This window comes from Rothia sp. HMSC072B04, from assembly GCF_001813725.1.
GTDB lineage: Bacteria > Actinomycetota > Actinomycetes > Actinomycetales > Micrococcaceae > Rothia > Rothia mucilaginosa.
Map to the genome: position 1 here is coordinate 57,856 of NZ_KV813811.1, position 16,808 is coordinate 74,663.

Annotated in this window: 14 protein-coding genes; 4 read left to right on the forward strand and 10 right to left on the reverse strand. The window is 60.3% G+C overall.

The annotated features are described in order from the left end of the window. Positions 1-14 precede the first annotated feature (14 nt). Entirely contained in the window at positions 15-1,313 is a 1,299-nt protein-coding gene (locus HMPREF2928_RS06870) for a nicotinate phosphoribosyltransferase (protein WP_070687930.1), read from the forward strand. Between the two features lie 87 nt (positions 1,314-1,400). Then, a complete protein-coding gene (locus HMPREF2928_RS06875) occupies positions 1,401-2,027 on the forward strand; it encodes an isochorismatase family protein (protein ID WP_070687932.1) in 627 nt (208 codons plus the stop codon). 175 nt (positions 2,028-2,202) lie between these two features. Here the strand turns inward: HMPREF2928_RS06875 and HMPREF2928_RS06880 are convergent, their stop codons facing one another. The 8 genes from HMPREF2928_RS06880 to HMPREF2928_RS06915 form a co-directional block, all read right to left on the reverse strand. After that, on the reverse strand, positions 2,203-2,523 hold the full coding sequence (locus HMPREF2928_RS06880; protein ID WP_070687934.1) for a hypothetical protein: 321 nt from the start codon (positions 2,521-2,523) through the stop codon (positions 2,203-2,205). A gap of 41 nt (positions 2,524-2,564) precedes the next feature. Beyond that, positions 2,565-3,959 (reverse strand): transcriptional initiation protein Tat, encoded by a 1,395-nt coding sequence (locus tag HMPREF2928_RS06885; RefSeq protein WP_070687936.1) that lies wholly within the window; start codon positions 3,957-3,959, stop codon positions 2,565-2,567. 456 nt (positions 3,960-4,415) lie between these two features. Continuing rightward, on the reverse strand, positions 4,416-5,834 hold the full coding sequence (locus tag HMPREF2928_RS06890; protein WP_246823580.1) for a transcriptional initiation protein Tat: 1,419 nt from the start codon (positions 5,832-5,834) through the stop codon (positions 4,416-4,418). A 321-nt stretch (positions 5,835-6,155) separates the two neighbouring features. Next, positions 6,156-7,943: a DEAD/DEAH box helicase gene (locus HMPREF2928_RS06895; protein WP_049354840.1), complete on the reverse strand. Its 1,788-nt coding sequence runs from the start codon at positions 7,941-7,943 to the stop codon at positions 6,156-6,158. 292 nt (positions 7,944-8,235) lie between these two features. Next, a complete protein-coding gene (locus tag HMPREF2928_RS06900; protein WP_005506434.1) occupies positions 8,236-8,535 on the reverse strand; it encodes a DUF3039 domain-containing protein in 300 nt (99 codons plus the stop codon). Positions 8,536-8,838: 303 nt separating this feature from the next. Further along, positions 8,839-10,515 carry a transporter gene (locus HMPREF2928_RS06905; RefSeq protein WP_070687940.1) on the reverse strand — a complete coding sequence of 559 codons (1,677 nt, stop codon included), beginning with the start codon at positions 10,513-10,515 and terminating at the stop codon, positions 8,839-8,841. Further along, positions 10,491-11,489 (reverse strand): ABC transporter ATP-binding protein, encoded by a 999-nt coding sequence (locus HMPREF2928_RS06910; protein ID WP_070687942.1) that lies wholly within the window; start codon positions 11,487-11,489, stop codon positions 10,491-10,493. The genes HMPREF2928_RS06905 and HMPREF2928_RS06910 overlap by 25 nt, the downstream gene beginning before the upstream one ends. A 320-nt stretch (positions 11,490-11,809) precedes the next feature. Continuing rightward, positions 11,810-12,808, reverse strand: coding sequence for a co-chaperone YbbN (locus HMPREF2928_RS06915; protein ID WP_070687944.1), 999 nt, complete (start codon positions 12,806-12,808; stop codon positions 11,810-11,812). Between the two features lie 295 nt (positions 12,809-13,103). Here HMPREF2928_RS06915 and HMPREF2928_RS06920 point away from each other — a divergent pair, with 295 nt between their 5' ends. Next, positions 13,104-14,390, forward strand: a complete 1,287-nt coding sequence (locus tag HMPREF2928_RS06920) for an AI-2E family transporter (RefSeq protein ID WP_070687946.1) — start codon at positions 13,104-13,106, stop codon at positions 14,388-14,390. A 188-nt stretch (positions 14,391-14,578) separates the two neighbouring features. On the opposite strand, the gene HMPREF2928_RS06925 is transcribed toward HMPREF2928_RS06920, so the two are convergent. Both HMPREF2928_RS06925 and HMPREF2928_RS09000 read right to left on the reverse strand, forming a co-directional pair. Continuing rightward, a complete protein-coding gene (locus HMPREF2928_RS06925) occupies positions 14,579-15,397 on the reverse strand; it encodes an alpha/beta hydrolase (protein ID WP_070687948.1) in 819 nt (272 codons plus the stop codon). A gap of 84 nt (positions 15,398-15,481) precedes the next feature. Next, positions 15,482-15,808: an ATP/GTP-binding protein gene (locus HMPREF2928_RS09000; protein ID WP_080562540.1), complete on the reverse strand. Its 327-nt coding sequence runs from the start codon at positions 15,806-15,808 to the stop codon at positions 15,482-15,484. A gap of 205 nt (positions 15,809-16,013) precedes the next feature. Here HMPREF2928_RS09000 and nucS point away from each other — a divergent pair, with 205 nt between their 5' ends. Beyond that, a complete protein-coding gene (gene nucS / locus HMPREF2928_RS06930; RefSeq protein ID WP_070687950.1) occupies positions 16,014-16,727 on the forward strand; it encodes an endonuclease NucS in 714 nt (237 codons plus the stop codon). The last annotated feature ends 81 nt before the right edge of the window (positions 16,728-16,808 follow it).

Below are 16,808 nucleotides of genomic sequence, written 5' to 3' on the forward strand. Positions count from 1 at the left end.
ACTACAATAAACACATGGCTACTACTTCCCTTCTCACCGACCACTACGAACTGACCATGCTCCAGGCGGCACTCGCCTCCGGCGCAGCCAACCGTAAGTGCACTTTCGAAGTCTTCACCCGCCGCCTGCCCGCGGGCCGCCGCTACGGCGTCCTCGCAGGCACCGGCCGATTCCTCGAAGGCCTCGCTAACTTCCGCTTCAACGACGAAGAACTCTCCTTCCTCTCCTCCCGCAACATCGTCAACAAAGAAACCCTCTCCTACCTCGAATCCTTCACCTTCAGCGGCAACATCCGCGGCTACGCAGAAGGCGAAGCATTCTTCCCCCACTCCCCCGTCATGCAGGTCGAAGGCACCTTCGCCGAAGCGTGCGTCCTCGAAACCTACCTGCTGTCCATCCTGAACTTTGACTCCGCCGTGGCGAGCGCCGCCTCCCGAATGAGCGCCGCCGCAGGCAACCGACCCTGCCTCGAAATGGGTTCGCGCCGCGCCCACGAACGCGCCGCCGTCTCCGCTGCACGCGCCGCCGTTATCGCCGGCTTCGCGGGCACCTCCAACCTGGAGGCCGGTCTGCGCTACGGCCTGCACACCATCGGCACCAGCGCCCACGCCTTCACCCTGCTGCACGACAGCGAACGTGAAGCATTCGAGGCGCAGCTGCGTTCCCTCGGCGCCCGCACCACCCTGCTCGTCGACACCTATGATGTGGACGAGGCGGTCCGCCTCGGCGTGGAACTGGCTGGCGAAGAGCTCGGCGGCGTGCGCCTGGACTCCGGCGACCTGGTCGCCACCGCGGCCCGCGTGCGTGAACTGCTCGACTCGCTCGGTAACACTAACACCAAGATCACCGTCACCAGCGACCTGGACGAGTACGCCATCGCCTCCCTGGCGGCAGCCCCCGTGGACTCCTACGGCGTGGGCACCAAGCTGGTCACCGGTTCCGGTGCGCCGACTTCCTCCATGGTGTACAAGGTTGTTGAGCGTGAGAATGCCACTGGCGAAATGCAGCCGGTCGCTAAGGCATCGGCTGGCAAGGCGTCCATCGGTGGCGCCAAGCGTGCGGCCCGCCGCCTCAACGGCATGGGCATTGCGACCGCCGAGGTTCTGGGCACCCACGAGGACCCGAACCTGCTCGAGGACACCCGCCCGCTCATGGTGGACTTCGTCCGCAACGGCGAACTGCTGCCCGGCTTCACCGGCGAGGAAGGCGTGCGCCGCGCAACCGCCCGCCACGCTGCCTCCCTGGCTGAGCTTCCCGAGGCCGCCCGCCGCCTCTCGGAGGGTGAGCCGATCATTCCGACCGAGTTCATCTAAACCACCCTTCTGAGATACTGTTTTCACTCGGCGAATTTCACTCGGCGAATCAGAGTGAAAACTCATTCCTATTTGTAAAGGACAGACATGTCTAAGGCACTGATTATTGTTGACGTGCAGAACGATTTCTGCGCCGGCGGCGCCCTCGCCACCGAGCGCGGTGCGGACGTTGCCGCGCTGATTAGCGAATACGTGGAGAACAACCACCACCGCTACGACGCGATTATTGCCACCCAGGACTGGCATATCGATCCGGGCTCGCACTTCTCTGACACCCCCGACTACGTTGACTCCTGGCCGGTGCACTGCGTCGCCAAGAGCGAAGGCTCGCAGATTCACGAGAACCTGGACACCGACTACATTGAGGCGTACTTCCGTAAGGGCCGCTTCGAGGCAGCCTACTCGGGTTTTGAGGGTCTTCTGGCACCCGAGGATGAGGTCGCAACCGGCGAGCACGAGCCCGGTGTGGATGCGTCCGAGGACGGCCCGCAGACTCCCCTGTCGGAGTGGCTGGATGAGCGCGGTATCGAGTTCGTCGATGTTGTCGGTATCGCCACCGATTATTGTGTGTCGGCAACCGCTCGCGATGCGGTCGATGCAGGCTACGAGACTCGCGTTCTGGTTGACCTGACCGCGCCCGTGCACGAGGACAAGCTTGACGACGTAGTTGCCGAGCTTGAAGATGAGGGCGTCGAGGTGGTTGAGGTTCTCTAACCTCCACTATCACTGTAGGTAACTCGCCATTTCAAGGCGGGCGTTGAATATACAGAGACGGGGAGCCTGGGATGTACTATCCCAGGCTCCCCGCCTCTAGCGTGCCCATAACTTATCGTGCCTGCAACCAGCCGAGGTCATGAAACCTCTGCGGTTATGTAGCAGATTGAGCCGCTTACTTAAAGCTGACCTCCGCCATGCCGTTCACGCGCACGTTCGGGCCAGCCGGCACCTCCTTAGTGCCAACGATTGCGCCATTACGCACGCTCGGCGCCAGGTAGGATCCGCCAGCGCCACCGGCGCCGCCCTGCTGAACGTAGCCGACCGCACGGCGCGGGTTCTTCGGGTTGTTGCACCACTGCTGCGAGATGATGATTGCCGAAACCGCGTTCACCACGCCGGAGCCGCCGCGTACCCATTCCAGGCCGCAGACCGGGCTAATGGCGTAGCTGGAGCCGACGTTTCCGGGCGCGAAAAAGCCCGCGAGCGCATACACTCGCAGGCTTTTCTACCCCTCAACCTTCAGAGGGCGTTAGACTAACCCTTAGTCTCGCAGAGGTACACCTTGGCCTCGCCGTCATAGACGTTAATGCCGGTCCTCATCGAGTTCATAGAGTTAGAGAGTTCACCCTGAATAACACGCGGCGACAGGTACGAACCACCCGCACCACCGGCACCGGAGAACTGCAGGTAGCTCACGCTCTGGCGGATACCCGCAGGGTTGTTATTCCACTTCTGAATGGTCGTAATAGCAGACAGCGCCAGTGCAGCACCCGAACCACCACCTCCGTAGCCGCCGCCACCGCCTCCGGACATTGCGAACTGGTAGCCGTTGAACTCAGCAGCGGTCTCCTCAGCAGAGAATTCGATGCGCTCGCCGCCGGGCAGAGTCAGTACTTCAAGGTTCTTCGGGTCGTTATTGTCGAGCTGGTAGCTATAAGCGACAGCGCCGTTACCGCCCTTAGCCTTAAAGCCGGAGCCGCCCGCGTTACCTGCGGCCGAAGAGCTGTACAGCACCTGGTTATTCTGGCTGTCGTAGCTAAAGATATGGTTGGGGCTACCGGTCGGCACCTCGGGCTTAGCAGCGCCCGCTCCACCGGCGCCATTGTTTCCACCCTTACCGCCGTCAACAGATACCTTAGTGTTCAGGCTGTGGGTGTAGAACTGGGTGCCCGTAGTGGCGTCCTCGCCGCGAGTGCTCAAACCGCTACCCGCAAAGCTGCGGATGGGCGGATCGGTCGGGTGGTAATTCTTCGTCACGCTCGCATCAAGAACAGCGGGGAAATGCTTAGCATGAGGCGCTGAGGTGTAGGAGTACGTGATGCCTCCGCCACCGCCACCACCGGCGACAGCGATGACTTCGCCGTCAATCAGCAGTGCCGAGGCGCCGCCACCGGGGTGTCCATAAACTTCAACGGTACCCTTAGGACCGTCTTTAAGTTCCCTCCAGTTAAGGGCGCCCGGGTAGCGTTTGGTCACTTCAGCCACCACTTCGGCAGGCATGGTGAATCGAGGTGCGTCGCCGCCGTCGCCGTAGCCACGCCCGCCTCGTGCCGGGCCGCCAGTCTTAAGACCAAACGGATAGGGAGTGCGGGCGTCACCGGAGCCGCCACCAGCAATGACACGAACCGTCTGGCCCGGCTTCACCTCAACGATTCCAATCGCGCGGGCACCCGAGCCGCTTTCGTGGCCGGTGTCGCTGACTCCGCCACCACCAAAAATATCGAAGCGGATCCTATGCACGTTAGCGGGGACGGTGAATTCCTCTTCTACACGATAGTCACTATATCCCCTCAAGAACTTGTGGGGGCTTTCGGCAAAGACGCAGTCCAGGGATGCAGCGAACGCGGGAACAGCAGCCGAGGTGGCGATGACGGGGGCTGCCCACGCGGCACCCGCAACGACCCTGCGGCGAGAAATATGAGTAGACATCAGTGTCCTTCGGTGTGGTTAGTTCAGGTGCTCGCTCCCCTACCGCGCGCGGGGCGGCAGGCTGTGCCGGGCTGATGTTTCCCCGGAGGCGGGGCTCATCAGGTGCTACACTGCCGCCTCAGCTGTGAAGCGGAAAATGTGGTGCTTCAGGTGTGCGTGGTTGGGAAACGGTGACCTGGTGTTTCTCTATATGTGCACCGCTCATGCACTCAGCACTGCCCTTTTATTCATTCTGGCCGGTGTCTAAGAACGGGGAGGAGTCTACACCGAACCGTGTGTTCGGCGCCGGATGTTACCTCCTCTCCTACCCTACAGGTATAAGGCTCTAGTTGAGGGTCATCTCTGCTTATGCGACCAAATATTACGGGCACGCAAAAGCCCCGCGAGCGCATGCGCACCCGCGGGGCCCCCTTATCCAAAGGTATTTACGTGCTCACCTTAGGCAGGGAAGGTTGACTATACCTCACAAAGATACACCGTCGCGGTGCCCCCCTGACCATACTGCGAGCCTTTGTATGCATTATTGGCCCGAGAAATTTCACCTTCAATAACGCTCGGAGCCAGATAAGATCCACCTGCGCCACCCGCGCCGGCAAGCTGCGCAGAGCTGATACTCTGGCGAGCACCCGTCGGGTTATTATTCCATTTCTGAGCAATCGTAATAGCAGACTGTGAGAGCGCCGCGCCTGAGCCGCCACCACCGTAACCGCCACCGCCACCACCGGACACAATGACCTGCGCGCCGTTGAAGTATGGGGCGAGATGATAGTAGGACAGATATTTATAGGTTCCATCAGGGCGTCGGAGAGTTTCGTAATACTGAGAGTACATATCGTGGTTATCCAGCTGATAGCTCACAGACATCACGCCGTCGCCACCATTTCCTTGCAGACCATTAGTCCCGGGATTACCTGCAGTGGAGGAGCTATAAAGCACCTGCTTATTCTGACTATCGAAGCTAAAGATATCATTGGGGGTACCAGTCAACACGGTCGGCTTAGCACCACCGGCACCACCAATACCATTACCGCCACCCTTGCCACCTTCAACAGTCAGCTGAACGCTCGGGTCCTGAGCATAATATTCACGCCCAGTTGTGGCGTCACCACCGCGTGCGCGTTCCCCCGACCCACCCACACTGAGCACGGGCGGGCGGGTCTGGTTTTCCGGGCCAATCATACGAGCGTCAACAATTCCTGGGAAATGGTCCGGGTCAGGTTCCGTCGTGAACATTGTTGCCCGGGTGACACCACCGCCACCGCCGCCAGCAACAGCGATGACCTCACCGTTGATGAGCAGAGCCGAGGAACCGCCGCCCGAGCATCCATAAATCTCTTCCATAGGCTGCTTAGGATGCGGACCGTGATCCCAATCAGCAGCCCACACCCAGCGCTTGGTTAGCTTTTTCATCACGTCATCGGGAATCCTGGAGCTGGGAACTCCACCACCGTTACCGAAACCTTGGCCACCTTGGGAGCCTTCAGTCCGGTACTCATCTAAATTGTCAGCTCCGTACCCTCGGACTTCGAGCATACCGCCGCCACCTGCGATGAGCTCAATAGTTGCCGGACCATCCACCCCGATAACTCCGGTTACTTTCGCACCTGAACCGCCGAGAGAGTTGTTTTCAAAGCCTCCGCCACCTGCACCACCGATCAGTTCAAAACGTATCTTATAGAAGGTAAGGCGGCTATGAAGATATTCCGTTTCTTCCCCGCGCTTATACATGTCAGCATAGGCAGACATGTAAGGTTTTTCTGACACGGTGCAATCCGGTTTTGAAGCAGCGTAAGCTGGCACTACTGCTGAAGCCGCAATCACGGGGGTTGCCCAGGCGGCACCCTTCACGACCTTACGGCGAGAAATATGAGACATCACTGTCCTTCAATAGTTGGTGTAACCGTTCTTCTAGCCCATTTCTCGCACTCGGCGCGGCAGAATAACGGCTACATGGTGTTTCTGATGGAGGCTCCTCCGTAATGGCGACCACGCCAGGTTCGGGAGGGGCATCCACCAATAGAGTACATGAATCAGGTTTTAGAGGCACCCCAAAAGGTCATAAAACACCACGTCGAATCATTTTTATACCCGTTTTATAACTGTCCGGCAGGCTATTTCATGAGTTTAGAACGCGCAAAAGCCCCGCGAGCGCACACACTCGCGGGGCTTTTCCCTCCGTTACGTTCTATTCACGTTCTAGCGTCGACCCACGAACCAGTCCGACAGCTTATCGATACGCGCCTGAATCTGCTCAGCCGAAGCCTGCGCGACCGCCGGGCCGCCACAAATCTTACGCAGCTCATTGTGAATCACGCCGTGCGGCTGACCCGAACGAATCGACCACGCCGCCACATTCTTCGCCAGCTTATTGCGCAACTCCTTCAGCTGACGGTGATCCACCACCGATGGTGCCGCGGTTGCGGGGCGGCGTGCCGCGTGTTCACGCTGATGCGCGCGCAGCAGCGTACCGACCTGCTCGGCGTCCAGCAGCCCCGGAATACCCAGGAAGTCCTGCTCCTCCTCGCTACCCACGGCGAGGTTGCCGGAGGCGAACTCGGCACCGTCAAACAGCACGCCGTGGAAGGACGCCTCGGAGCCGAGCGCCTCGAACTTGCCGCGTGCCAACTGCTCGGAGGCGCGCTCCTCGCGGTTCGCTTCCTCAATCAGGTGGTCGTCCAGACCCTCGACCATGGGGTCGATTTCTTGGGGTGCGCCGCGGTCGAGGGCGTGGTCGCGCTCGACTTCCATATCGTTGGCCAGCATCATCAGCTGCGGCACCGAGGGCAGGAACACGGATGCGGTTTCGCCGCGCTTGCGGGCACGCACGAAACGTCCGATAGCCTGCGCGAAGAACAGCGGGGTGCTGGTGCTGGTGGCGTACACGCCCACGGCGAGGCGGGGCACGTCCACGCCCTCGGACACCATGCGCACGGCGACCATCCACCGCTGCATGCCCTCACGGAACTCATCAATTTTCGCGGAGGCTTCGCGATCGTCCGAGAGGATCACAGCGGGGTATTCGCCGGTAATTTTCTGCAGCTGCTCGGCGTAGGCCTTGGCATCCGCATGGTCGGTGGCGATGACGAGCGCACCGGCGTCGGGCACGGTGCGGCGCACCTCGGTCAGACGCTTGTCGGCTGCCGCGAGCACGGTCGGAATCCACTCGCCGTTAGGGTCGAGGGCGGTTCGCCACGCCTGGGAGGTAATATCCTTCGTGAAGCCCTCACCCAGGTTTGCCGCCATTTCCTCACCAGCGGAGGTGCGCCAACGCATCTGGCCCGAGTACGCCATGAAGATGACGGGGCGCACCACGTGGTCCTTAAGCGCGGGACCGTAACCGTACGAGTAGTCTGCCTTGGAGCGGCGAATACCGTCGTTATCGACCTCGTAGGTGACGAACGGAATCGGGGAGGTATCCGAACGGAACGGGGTACCGGTCAGCGCCACGCGGCGGGTCGCGTCATCAAACGCTTCACGCAGACCGTCGCCCCAGGAGAGGGAGTCGCCGGCGTGGTGAATCTCGTCAAAAATAACGAGGGTCTTCGTCGCCTCAGTGTTGCGGGCGTGTAGCTGCGGCTTATTCGCCACCTGCGCGTAGGTCAGCGCCACGCCCTTGTAGTGGCGGCTGATGGTCACATCCGCGTTCTTGAAGTTCGGGTCAATGGGAATGCCGACCTTCGCGGCGGCGTCTGCCCACTGCTTTTTCAGATGGTCGGTGGGCGCCACCACAATAAGCTGGCGGACCGTGCCGCGGTTGAATAGTTCCTTCGCGAGGGTCAGCGCGAAAGTGGTTTTACCCGCGCCGGGGGTTGCAACTGCCATGAAGTCGCGGGGGTTGGTTTCGAAGTACTTCTGCATGGCTTCTGCCTGCCAGGCGCGCAGGCTGACGGAAGTACCCCAGGGGGCGCGGTCGGGGTATGCCGGGGAGAGCTTCGGCTTCACCATACTGTCGAATAGGGTGGGTTCCTCTGCGGGTGCGCTCATTCTCTCCTTCTTCCTCGTCTGCCTCTGCTGTTGCGGCGGGTTAGGCTCGGGACGGCTGATGCCCGCCGGGCACAGCGAGGTTAAATTCTAGCACCACATCCGCGGGTTGGGCCGGGCTGTGGTGCAAGAATTTGGTGCTCGTCAGCAAAGTCTCATAAGCGGTGTTGGGCCGTTGAGTCTCGCTGTTGCGGCGTGCTATTTATTCGTATTTATTCAGGCGTATCGCCCAGGTTGTATCGCCCAGGTTGTATCGCCCAGGTTGTGTTGTCTGAAGCGTGTCGCCTGGCGCGTATTATTCGCCGGAGCCGTTGTCGCCGTCGTTGCCGGGTGCAAGGCCTTCGTAGATTTCCTTGCACTGGGGGCAGACGGGGAACTTCTGCGGGTCGCGGCCGGGTACCCACATTTTGCCGCAGAGGGCGCGTACGGGTTCACCGGTCAGCGCCGATTCGAGAATCTTTTCCTTGCGTACGTAGTGGGAGAAGCGCTCGTGGTCGCCGGGCTCAGAAAGCTGGGTTTCTTCGCGTTCGAGCAGGGCGGTGCCGCCTGCGGTTCCGGGGCCAAAGGGGTCTTCGATGCCTTCGATCGAGCTCATGTTTCTCCTTGATGATGAGGTGGGATACATAGGGTGAGGGGTGCCGCTGCACGGTTGGGTGATTGGCGCCTTCTCTATTTTAGTAGCAGTTGGGAGGTGCCGAGCCCCCGGGCGGTCAATATGGAGGCAGGCCACAGCTCAACCATAGGCTCTTAGGTATTGCGGTGAGCTTCTTTCCGTCAGAAGTTCGAGGCTAGAATTTCGGGCGGCATAGAAGCATAGAAAAGGGGTTCCGCGCCAGGCGTAGTACCTAACACGGAACCCCTCTCGTTTATTCCTGATGTGCTGGAGCTTCAACTCTTGTTAGTTCGCTTGGAAACGTGCCACGCGTTCCAGCATCTTGGAGCTGACCTTGTCGTAGCGGTGACCGCCCCACGCCACGCCGCCCACGAGCAGTGCGGCACCAATCAGCAGCTGAATCAAGCCGCCGAAGACGAGGGTCAGCATATCCTGCGTGCTGAAAATATACACGATAACGGAGATACCGCCGGGTAGTGCGCTGAGCATCACCAAAATAATGGTGAGCATCAGCAGTAGCTGCTTAGCGAAGCCCTCATTGTTCTTCGGGTTCTTGAACGGGTTAGCCCCGGGAGGCGCCACGGGCGGACTAATGAAGGTGTCCATCACGCTGCCCATGCCAGCCGCTGCGGCGAGCACGCCCAGCTGGTGCATCAGCACAATGGGGAAGAGCTCCAGGTGCCCATTTACCGCTGAGGCGACGAACACCATCACCACTACGATCGGAACCATCAGGATGCTGTAACCCCAAAGACGGCCGATGCGGTCATCAATACCGCGCAGCGGAGAGAGTACGTGCAGGCTGAATGCAGTGTTGTCGTATGAGACGAGGTAGCACATGTAGTAGCCGGTGAAAACGGTGCAGAAGTACATCCAGAATCCGAAGAGCTGCATGACGCCGCTATTGATAATCTGGTTGGCTTCAGCCGCGTTGATGCCATTAAAATCAACATGAGTTTTAACGGACCCTACAGAGCTCAGGAACAGCGGCATGCCCACCGTCAGTATCAGGTAAAGCATGGCGGTGCTTACGGTTAGCAACTGCAGACGGTTGTCTTTCATGAATGAGTGCAGGGTTCGTGCTGCCACGGCGCCACGCGGGGTTGCGGGGAACCGTGCAAACAGGCCCAAATCGCCTGCAGCGACTTCGGCAGCGCTGGCGTGGTGGGCGCTACCGCCCACATTCGCCATGGAGCGTGCCAGGTTCTTACCCCACAGCCACCAACCGCCGACCAGGTAGACGAGGGTCAGAGCCAGGCAGCCAAGGGCGGCGCCCATATTGCCGCTCGCCATAAAGTAGGGCACCGCAAACGCGGAGCCGAAGGGGGTCACGCTGAGCCACGGCAGGTAGGGCAGCACCTCTTCCCAGTGCTTGGTCAGGTAGGTTATCGTTCCACCGAAGATAAAGCCGGCGCTCATCATCAGTAGCATGGCAACGATCATCAGGGTATTGGCGATGCGCGGGTTATCGTTCAGCGCCATGCCCAGGCGGTTAGCGAGGCGCGCCCACACCATGAGGTTCGCAAGGCCGAGCACGCAGCAGATGAGGTACACGACCAGCGCGAGCGGCTGCGATATAAACGCGATCGCGCCCAGCAGCACGGCAATGATGCTGGCAATGCCGGGGATACCCACGAACCCGCCGAGGAACTGGCCCTTCTGCAGGGTGGAGGGTTTGATGGGGAAGAGCACGAATCGGCTCTCGTCCAGGGTGCCGTCCAGTCCGCTGAAGAAGATAGGGACGATAGCCCAGGCGAGCGCAATAACCGCGCCTACCAGGAGGGTTCCGAGCTGACCGTATTCGGGTACCTCCGAGTTAGCGATAACGTATGCGGAGCCGAGGCCGAAGAGCATACCGCCCGCATAAAGCGCCGCAAAAATCAGGCCGATGAGCGCCCAGATGCTTCGGCGGAAGGAAGCGAGCACATACTGCCACTTTAGTGAGACGAGGTGCCCAACCATGACAATCCTTCCGAGGAGGTGCGGCCACCGACCAGCTGCACAAATCGTTCTTCAAGGCTCACGCCGGCGCGTACTTCGTCGACGGTTCCGGCGGCGAGAATACGGCCGGAGTCCATGACGGCTACGTGGTCGCACAGGCGCTGCACAAGGTCCATCACGTGCGAGGAGATAATGACAGTTCCGCCGGATGCGACGAAGCCGCGCAGAATGTCCTGAATATTGGCGGCAGAAACCGGATCGACCGCCTCGAAGGGCTCATCCAGAATCAGCACGGAGGGTGCGTGGACAAGCGCGGCGGCGAGCGCAATCTTCTTGGTCATACCGGCAGAGTAGTCGGCGACGGCGCGGCCCGCAGCGTCGGTCAGGTCCATGGCCGCGAGCAGATCCTTAACGCGGGAGGCGACGGTTTCCTTATCGATCCCGTGCAGGTAGCCGGAGTAGGTGATGAGCTGTTCACCGGTGAGCTTGTCGAAGAGGTGCACGCCGTCGGGCAGCACACCCAGGTGCGCTTTGGCTTTGAGCGGGTCGGCCCACATGTCGATGCCGCGCACGTAGGCGGTGCCTTCATTGGGCTTGAGCATGCCGGTGACCATGGAGATGGTGGTGGTTTTACCGGCGCCGTTGCGGCCGACCAGCCCGTAGAACGATCCGGAGGGAATGTCCAGGTTGATGCGGTCGACGGCGACCTTCTGACCGAACGCCTTGGTGAGGCCGCGGATTTCGATGGCGGGGCGGGCGCCAGCGGTCGGTGCGGTCTGCGGGGTGACGGGTAGCTGCGGTGCTACCGACGCGGGAACTACAGCTTCCGGAGCTACAGGCTCAGGGTTTACAGCTTCCGGGGCTACAGATTCGGGGACTATAGCTTGAGGTACTGCCGCGGCGGGTGCTTCCTCTACTGCGGTCTCTAGTACCGGGTTCTGCGGCGAACCTGGTTCTTGCGGGTTCGGGTCCTGGGGAAAGTGACTAGTGTTCATATTTTCACCCTACCACCCCCCCCCATGAGGTCTAGCAGGTTTGGTGATGAAACCTGCATTATTAAGTACTCACAACGCATATTATGGACATTCCGGAGTGCTATAGATACCATCCAGCCGCACTATCAGACAGGTTGAGTCGATAAACTCTCCCCACCCTCAAAACCGCCAAAAAACGCAAAACAGAACGGGCTACCGTCTACCCCCGCAACCCGAGTGCGGGGGTAGACGATAGCCCGTCCGTATTCAACGTTTCAGCCGCCTAGATTAGCCAGAGCTAGCTAGACCGGCTCATGACGTTTCCCAGGCGACAGCGCCTTTTAGAACAGCGCCATAGTCAGTGCCGCACGCGCCTTGACGGTGCGCGGGTCAGGTGCACCCACCACATCGAAGAGCTGCACGAGACGCTCGCGCACACGCGCCTTATCGTCGGGGCCTACCGCGCTGAACAGGCGCAGTAGACGGTTGTACGCGTCCTCCACGTGGCCACCGACCAGGTCCAGGTCGGCTACGTTGAACGCGGCGTCAATGTTCATGGGATCTGCCGCGGCCGCCGCACGTTCGGTTGCCATGTCCAGATCCTTCACACGGGCGAGCAGTTCAACCTGTTCCAGGCCGAGCTTCGCTTCCTTATCACCGGGGATCTCGGCAATTGCCTTGCGGTATGCGGCGCGGGCGCCCTCCAGGTCGCCGCGGTCGAGGGCGGCGACAGCTTCTGCGTGCAGGGGCGGCAGGGGCTTTTCATCTTCGGGAACGACCGGGTCGAAGCCGCCGGGCAGCTGGTACTGTGCCGCGAGTTGCAGAACCTGGGAGAGCACATCGCCGAGGTCTTCTGCGCTGACCGGGCCGGTGTAAATCGGTGCCGGGCGGCCCGCCAGAACGGCAACGCCCGCGGGCACGCCGCTCACGCCGAATGCCTGGGCAGCTTCGGGGAGCTTGGTGACGTCCACGGCGGCGCAAATCATGATACCTGCGGCGGAGTCAACGAGCTTCTGCACGCCTTCGAGCATCTGCAGAGAGGAGGGCGAGTGCGGCGCGTAGAGCGCAAAAATCACGGCGCCTTGGCTGGAGAGCTGAACGAACTTCTGGAACTCTTCGGGGGTGTTGACCTCGTAGCGCCAGGTGGGAGCGGAGGGGGTCTGCTCGCCACCCTGTTCGCCAGCAGACTGTGCCGCGTTCGGGTTCAGTTCCATGGCATTGCGTACGGAGGCGGGAATCTCCTGCGCTGCCCCGTTCTGTGCTGCACCACCCTGCGCGACATTACCCTGTGCCGCGTTCTGGGATGCGCCGCGGTCTGCCGGATCAAAAATAATGCTCATCCTGGGCTCCTTTACGTTCTGTATCTATTGTTGCGTGCGGGCTAGATCCTTCACGCGTTCCTTCCTCTATTATCCCCACAACGCACCGTTGCGAGCGCCCGTTCTCTGTCGCCTACGCTCTGAGCTCATGCCGGGGATAGCGTTTGGGCTATTGCCTGAAACCGCCCCGCAGATGTCTCTCCCATTTGCGCTCCCCTGTCCTTGGGATTCACCGTTGACGCCGTAACAAAGTAAACCAGCCGGTAGAATGGCACAGTAGAGAAAAAATACCCGGAATGATCCGGAAAGGAAGAGCATGAGCGAGAAGAAAGCCTCAGCAGCTCACGAAGAGACAACATCGTCCGACGAGCCACGCAAGAAGGAATCCCTCACCGACCAGCTAACGGAGACCTTCAGCGAGATAACCGAAAGCATTAGCCAGGTGCGTTCCAACCGCCGCCGCGCGTCCATGCCTCCTACGGATACTATTCCGGTGGTCCCCGCCGCTTCTGAAGATGCGCCTCCCGCCCCGAAGGTGGTCGGCAACGGCAAGACCTCCATGATGCACAACCCGGTCGCGTTTGGTTTCCTCATGACCGTGGGCGTGGGTCTGGCGCTCTTCGCCTACTACATTTTCAATAATGTGGGTGCCCTGGTGGGCTGGGTGACCGGCGCTATTTTCATTGCTCTGGGTCTGGATCCGATTGTGCGTCGCCTGGAGTCGTGGGGCATTAAGCGCGGTATCGGCGTGATTGCTGTGCTTGCTGGTTTTGCTGGCGCCGTGACCGGTCTGGTCATGACGATTGGCCCGGTTATTAGCGAGCAGGCTTCTAAATTTATCCAGTATGCGCCGGGTATTTATCAGAACACGATTGATTCTGATTGGTACCACGAGCTTGATCAGCGCTTTAATATCAGCACCTGGGTGAATGAGAACGTCCCGAAGTTCTTGGAATCAACGTTCTCCTCTTCGCAGGTCAATAGCTTCATGTCGAGCCTGGTTTCTGCGGGTTCTACCCTGGCGCAGAGCGTGACCGGCGTGATTATTGTGCTGTTCCTGTCCCTGTACTTCCTCACCTCGATGGACACTATCAAGGCGTGGGGTGTGCGCCTGGCGCCGGCGTCTAAGCGTGTGCGCGTCAAGTACATTACCGACAAGATTACCGAGTCGGTGGGTAACTACGTGATGGGTCAGGCTCTGGTTGCTGTTCTGAATGCTTTTGTGGCGTTCTTTATTATGCTGTTTGTGGGCTTTAGCTTCCCGCAGTTGATGGCTTTGGTCGTCATGATTCTGGCGTTCATTCCGCTGGTTGGTGGCGTGATTGCGCTGATTTTGACCTCGCTGATTCTGCTGACCCAGGGCTGGAGCCTGGCGCTGTGGTTTGCGGTGGCGTACTTCCTGTACTTGCAGGTGGAGGCATACCTGATTTCTCCGCGTATTATGGCTCGCGCTGTGTCGGTCCCTGCCGGTGTTGCGATTATTTCGGTGGCTGCCGGTGGCGCGCTCTGGGGCGTGCTGGGCGCACTGATTGCTATTCCGGCGGCGGCTTCCATGCTGATTCTGGTGCGTGAGGTGTTCATTCCTCGCCAGGACCAACTGTAGTCATCTCCAGCTGTAGTCACCGCCCAACTGTAGTCACCTCCAGTTGTAAACAGTTGTAGGTTATCTACGCTCTCGCTACTCTTCCCGTGGGGGCACGCATCCCGTATAGATACGAAGGCGGCGGCTTTGGATGTTCTATCCAAAGCTGCCGCCTTGATATTTTTATGCCGTGTTTTTATGCCAAACCTTTAGAGCTCAGTGATTTCTTCTGCCACCGGGCCGCTGTATTCGGTGGGCAGTTCGGTGGGAACACCGGTCACGATGCTGACAATAGTGTTCAGGACCTGCTGCACGGACTTCTCGCCCACCCACAGGTGCTTGCACCCCTCAAAGGGAATCACCCGAGTACGCGGTACAGCCGCGAAACGCTCACGCGCCGCCGGAGGCTGCAGGTAGTCATCATGCTCGGGCACCAGCGCGTACAGCGGGTTCGAGATCTTGTTCCATTCATCCAGCTCAGCCGGGTGCACGCGGTGCAGCGGCGGGGGGAGCAGAATAGCGCCGGTGAACTCGTTAGCGTATTCGGGCGCGTACTTGAGCACCAGCTCGGTACCGAAGGACCAGCCGACCAGCCAGGGGTTCGGCAGGGCGCGCTCGCGTACAAACTTCAGGATTGCATCGAAGTCCTTCTTCTCGGCAAAGCCGCCGTCAAAGACGCCTTCGCTGGTGCCGCGAATCGAGGAGGTGCCGCGAGTGTTGAAACGCAGCACCGCAATGTTCGACAGCGCCGGCAGGCGGAAGGACGCCTTCTTGTACACGTGCGAGTCCATGTAGCCGCCATGGGTGGGCAGCGGGTGGAAGGTCACCAGGGTTGCCTTGACTTCGCCTTCGGGCAGGGCAAGTTCACCGACGAGGCGCTTGCCGTCCGCGGTGATGACGGTGAAGTTCTCACGGCGTGCCGGAAGCACAGTACGTGCCTTAATGGGGGTGGGCTCAGCGGCGGTGCTGAAGACGTAGCGGGCGGGATTGAATTCCTGCTCGCGGGTGATATCGGCGGTGTTGCTCATTGCGTTCCTTCAAGAATTGGATTCGAGAATGTGGTCTTGGTCAAAAATGTGGTCTTGGGCTGCGCCTCAAGTGCAGTGTTCAGCCTATTTACGGCGGGTGCGCCAGCAGTGCTGATGCCAGTGCCTGCGCTCGTCAATGGCGCGGCTACGGCCCATCGTGTGGCTTTCTTGCCACACCACCAGGTGCGCTGTTCTGGGCGGAATCGGGCGGTAGCATTCGGGGCAGGTGTAGGTTTTTTGGGCGTTGACGGCGGGAATGTATTGCACCAGCCAGTCACCGTATCGGTCACGTTCCAGTCGGGGTGCAGGATCGAGGATCCTGCTGATATCACGCCCTGCGGGTGCTTGACGGTGCCACTTATCACTGGTGGTGCCGGATGCTCGCCTGCCGGGATGATTCTTACGTGCCATGAGCCCTATTCTACCGCGCCGCTCAACTATCTCTACCTACCCGCCCTGCCGCTGTTCGCTCTGCGCTCTTCCTGAGGCGGCACTCCCCCGCTCTGTGCCGTACTTCCCTACTATCCCCTGTACCGCGACCTATACCAGGCTCAGGTTCCCTAGCTCATACCCTCACCTGCTAGAGCCAAACACTCGTACCTGCTAGAGTGGACGGATGCGTATTGTCATTGCTGAATGCTCCGTAGATTATGAGGGCCGCCTCCGCGCCCACCTGCCCCGCGCTACCCGCCTGCTGATGGTCAAGAATGACGGCTCCGTCCTCATTCACTCCGACGGCGGTTCCTACAAGCCTCTGAACTGGATGAGCCCTCCCTGTTCCCTGCTGGTGGCTGAGCGTGAGGACGTTCCGCAGAGCATCCGTGAGGACCTGGAATCCGATGTTCAGCAGCTGTGGACCGTTCAGGCAGCTAAGAGCGATGACCGACTCATGATTCGTATCTACAAGATTGAGCACGAGCACACCGTCGACCTGGGTGTTGACCCAGGCCTCATCAAGGACGGTGTGGAGGCTGACCTGCAGCGTCTGCTCGCCGAGCAGATCCACACTCTCGGTGAGGGCTATTCGCTGGTACGCCGCGAGTACCCGACCGCTATCGGTCCGGTAGACATCATGGCGAAGGATGCGCACGGCGTCTCCGTGGCGGTCGAGCTCAAGCGTGTGGGCGATATTGACGGTGTGGAGCAGCTGACCCGTTACCTGGAGCTGCTCAACCGTGACCCGCTGCTAGCTCCGGTGCGCGGCGTGTTTGCGGCGCAGACGATTAAGCCGCAGGCTCGTACCCTGGCTGAGGACCGCGGCATCCGCTGCGTCAGCCTGGACTACGACGCGATGCGCGGCGTGGACGATTCGGCTGACCGCCTGTTCTAAACGACTCTAGCTAGGCGGCTACACATAGTTTGAGGGGCGCCTCCCGATACATGGGAGGCGCCCCTTTTCTGTGCGCATTAT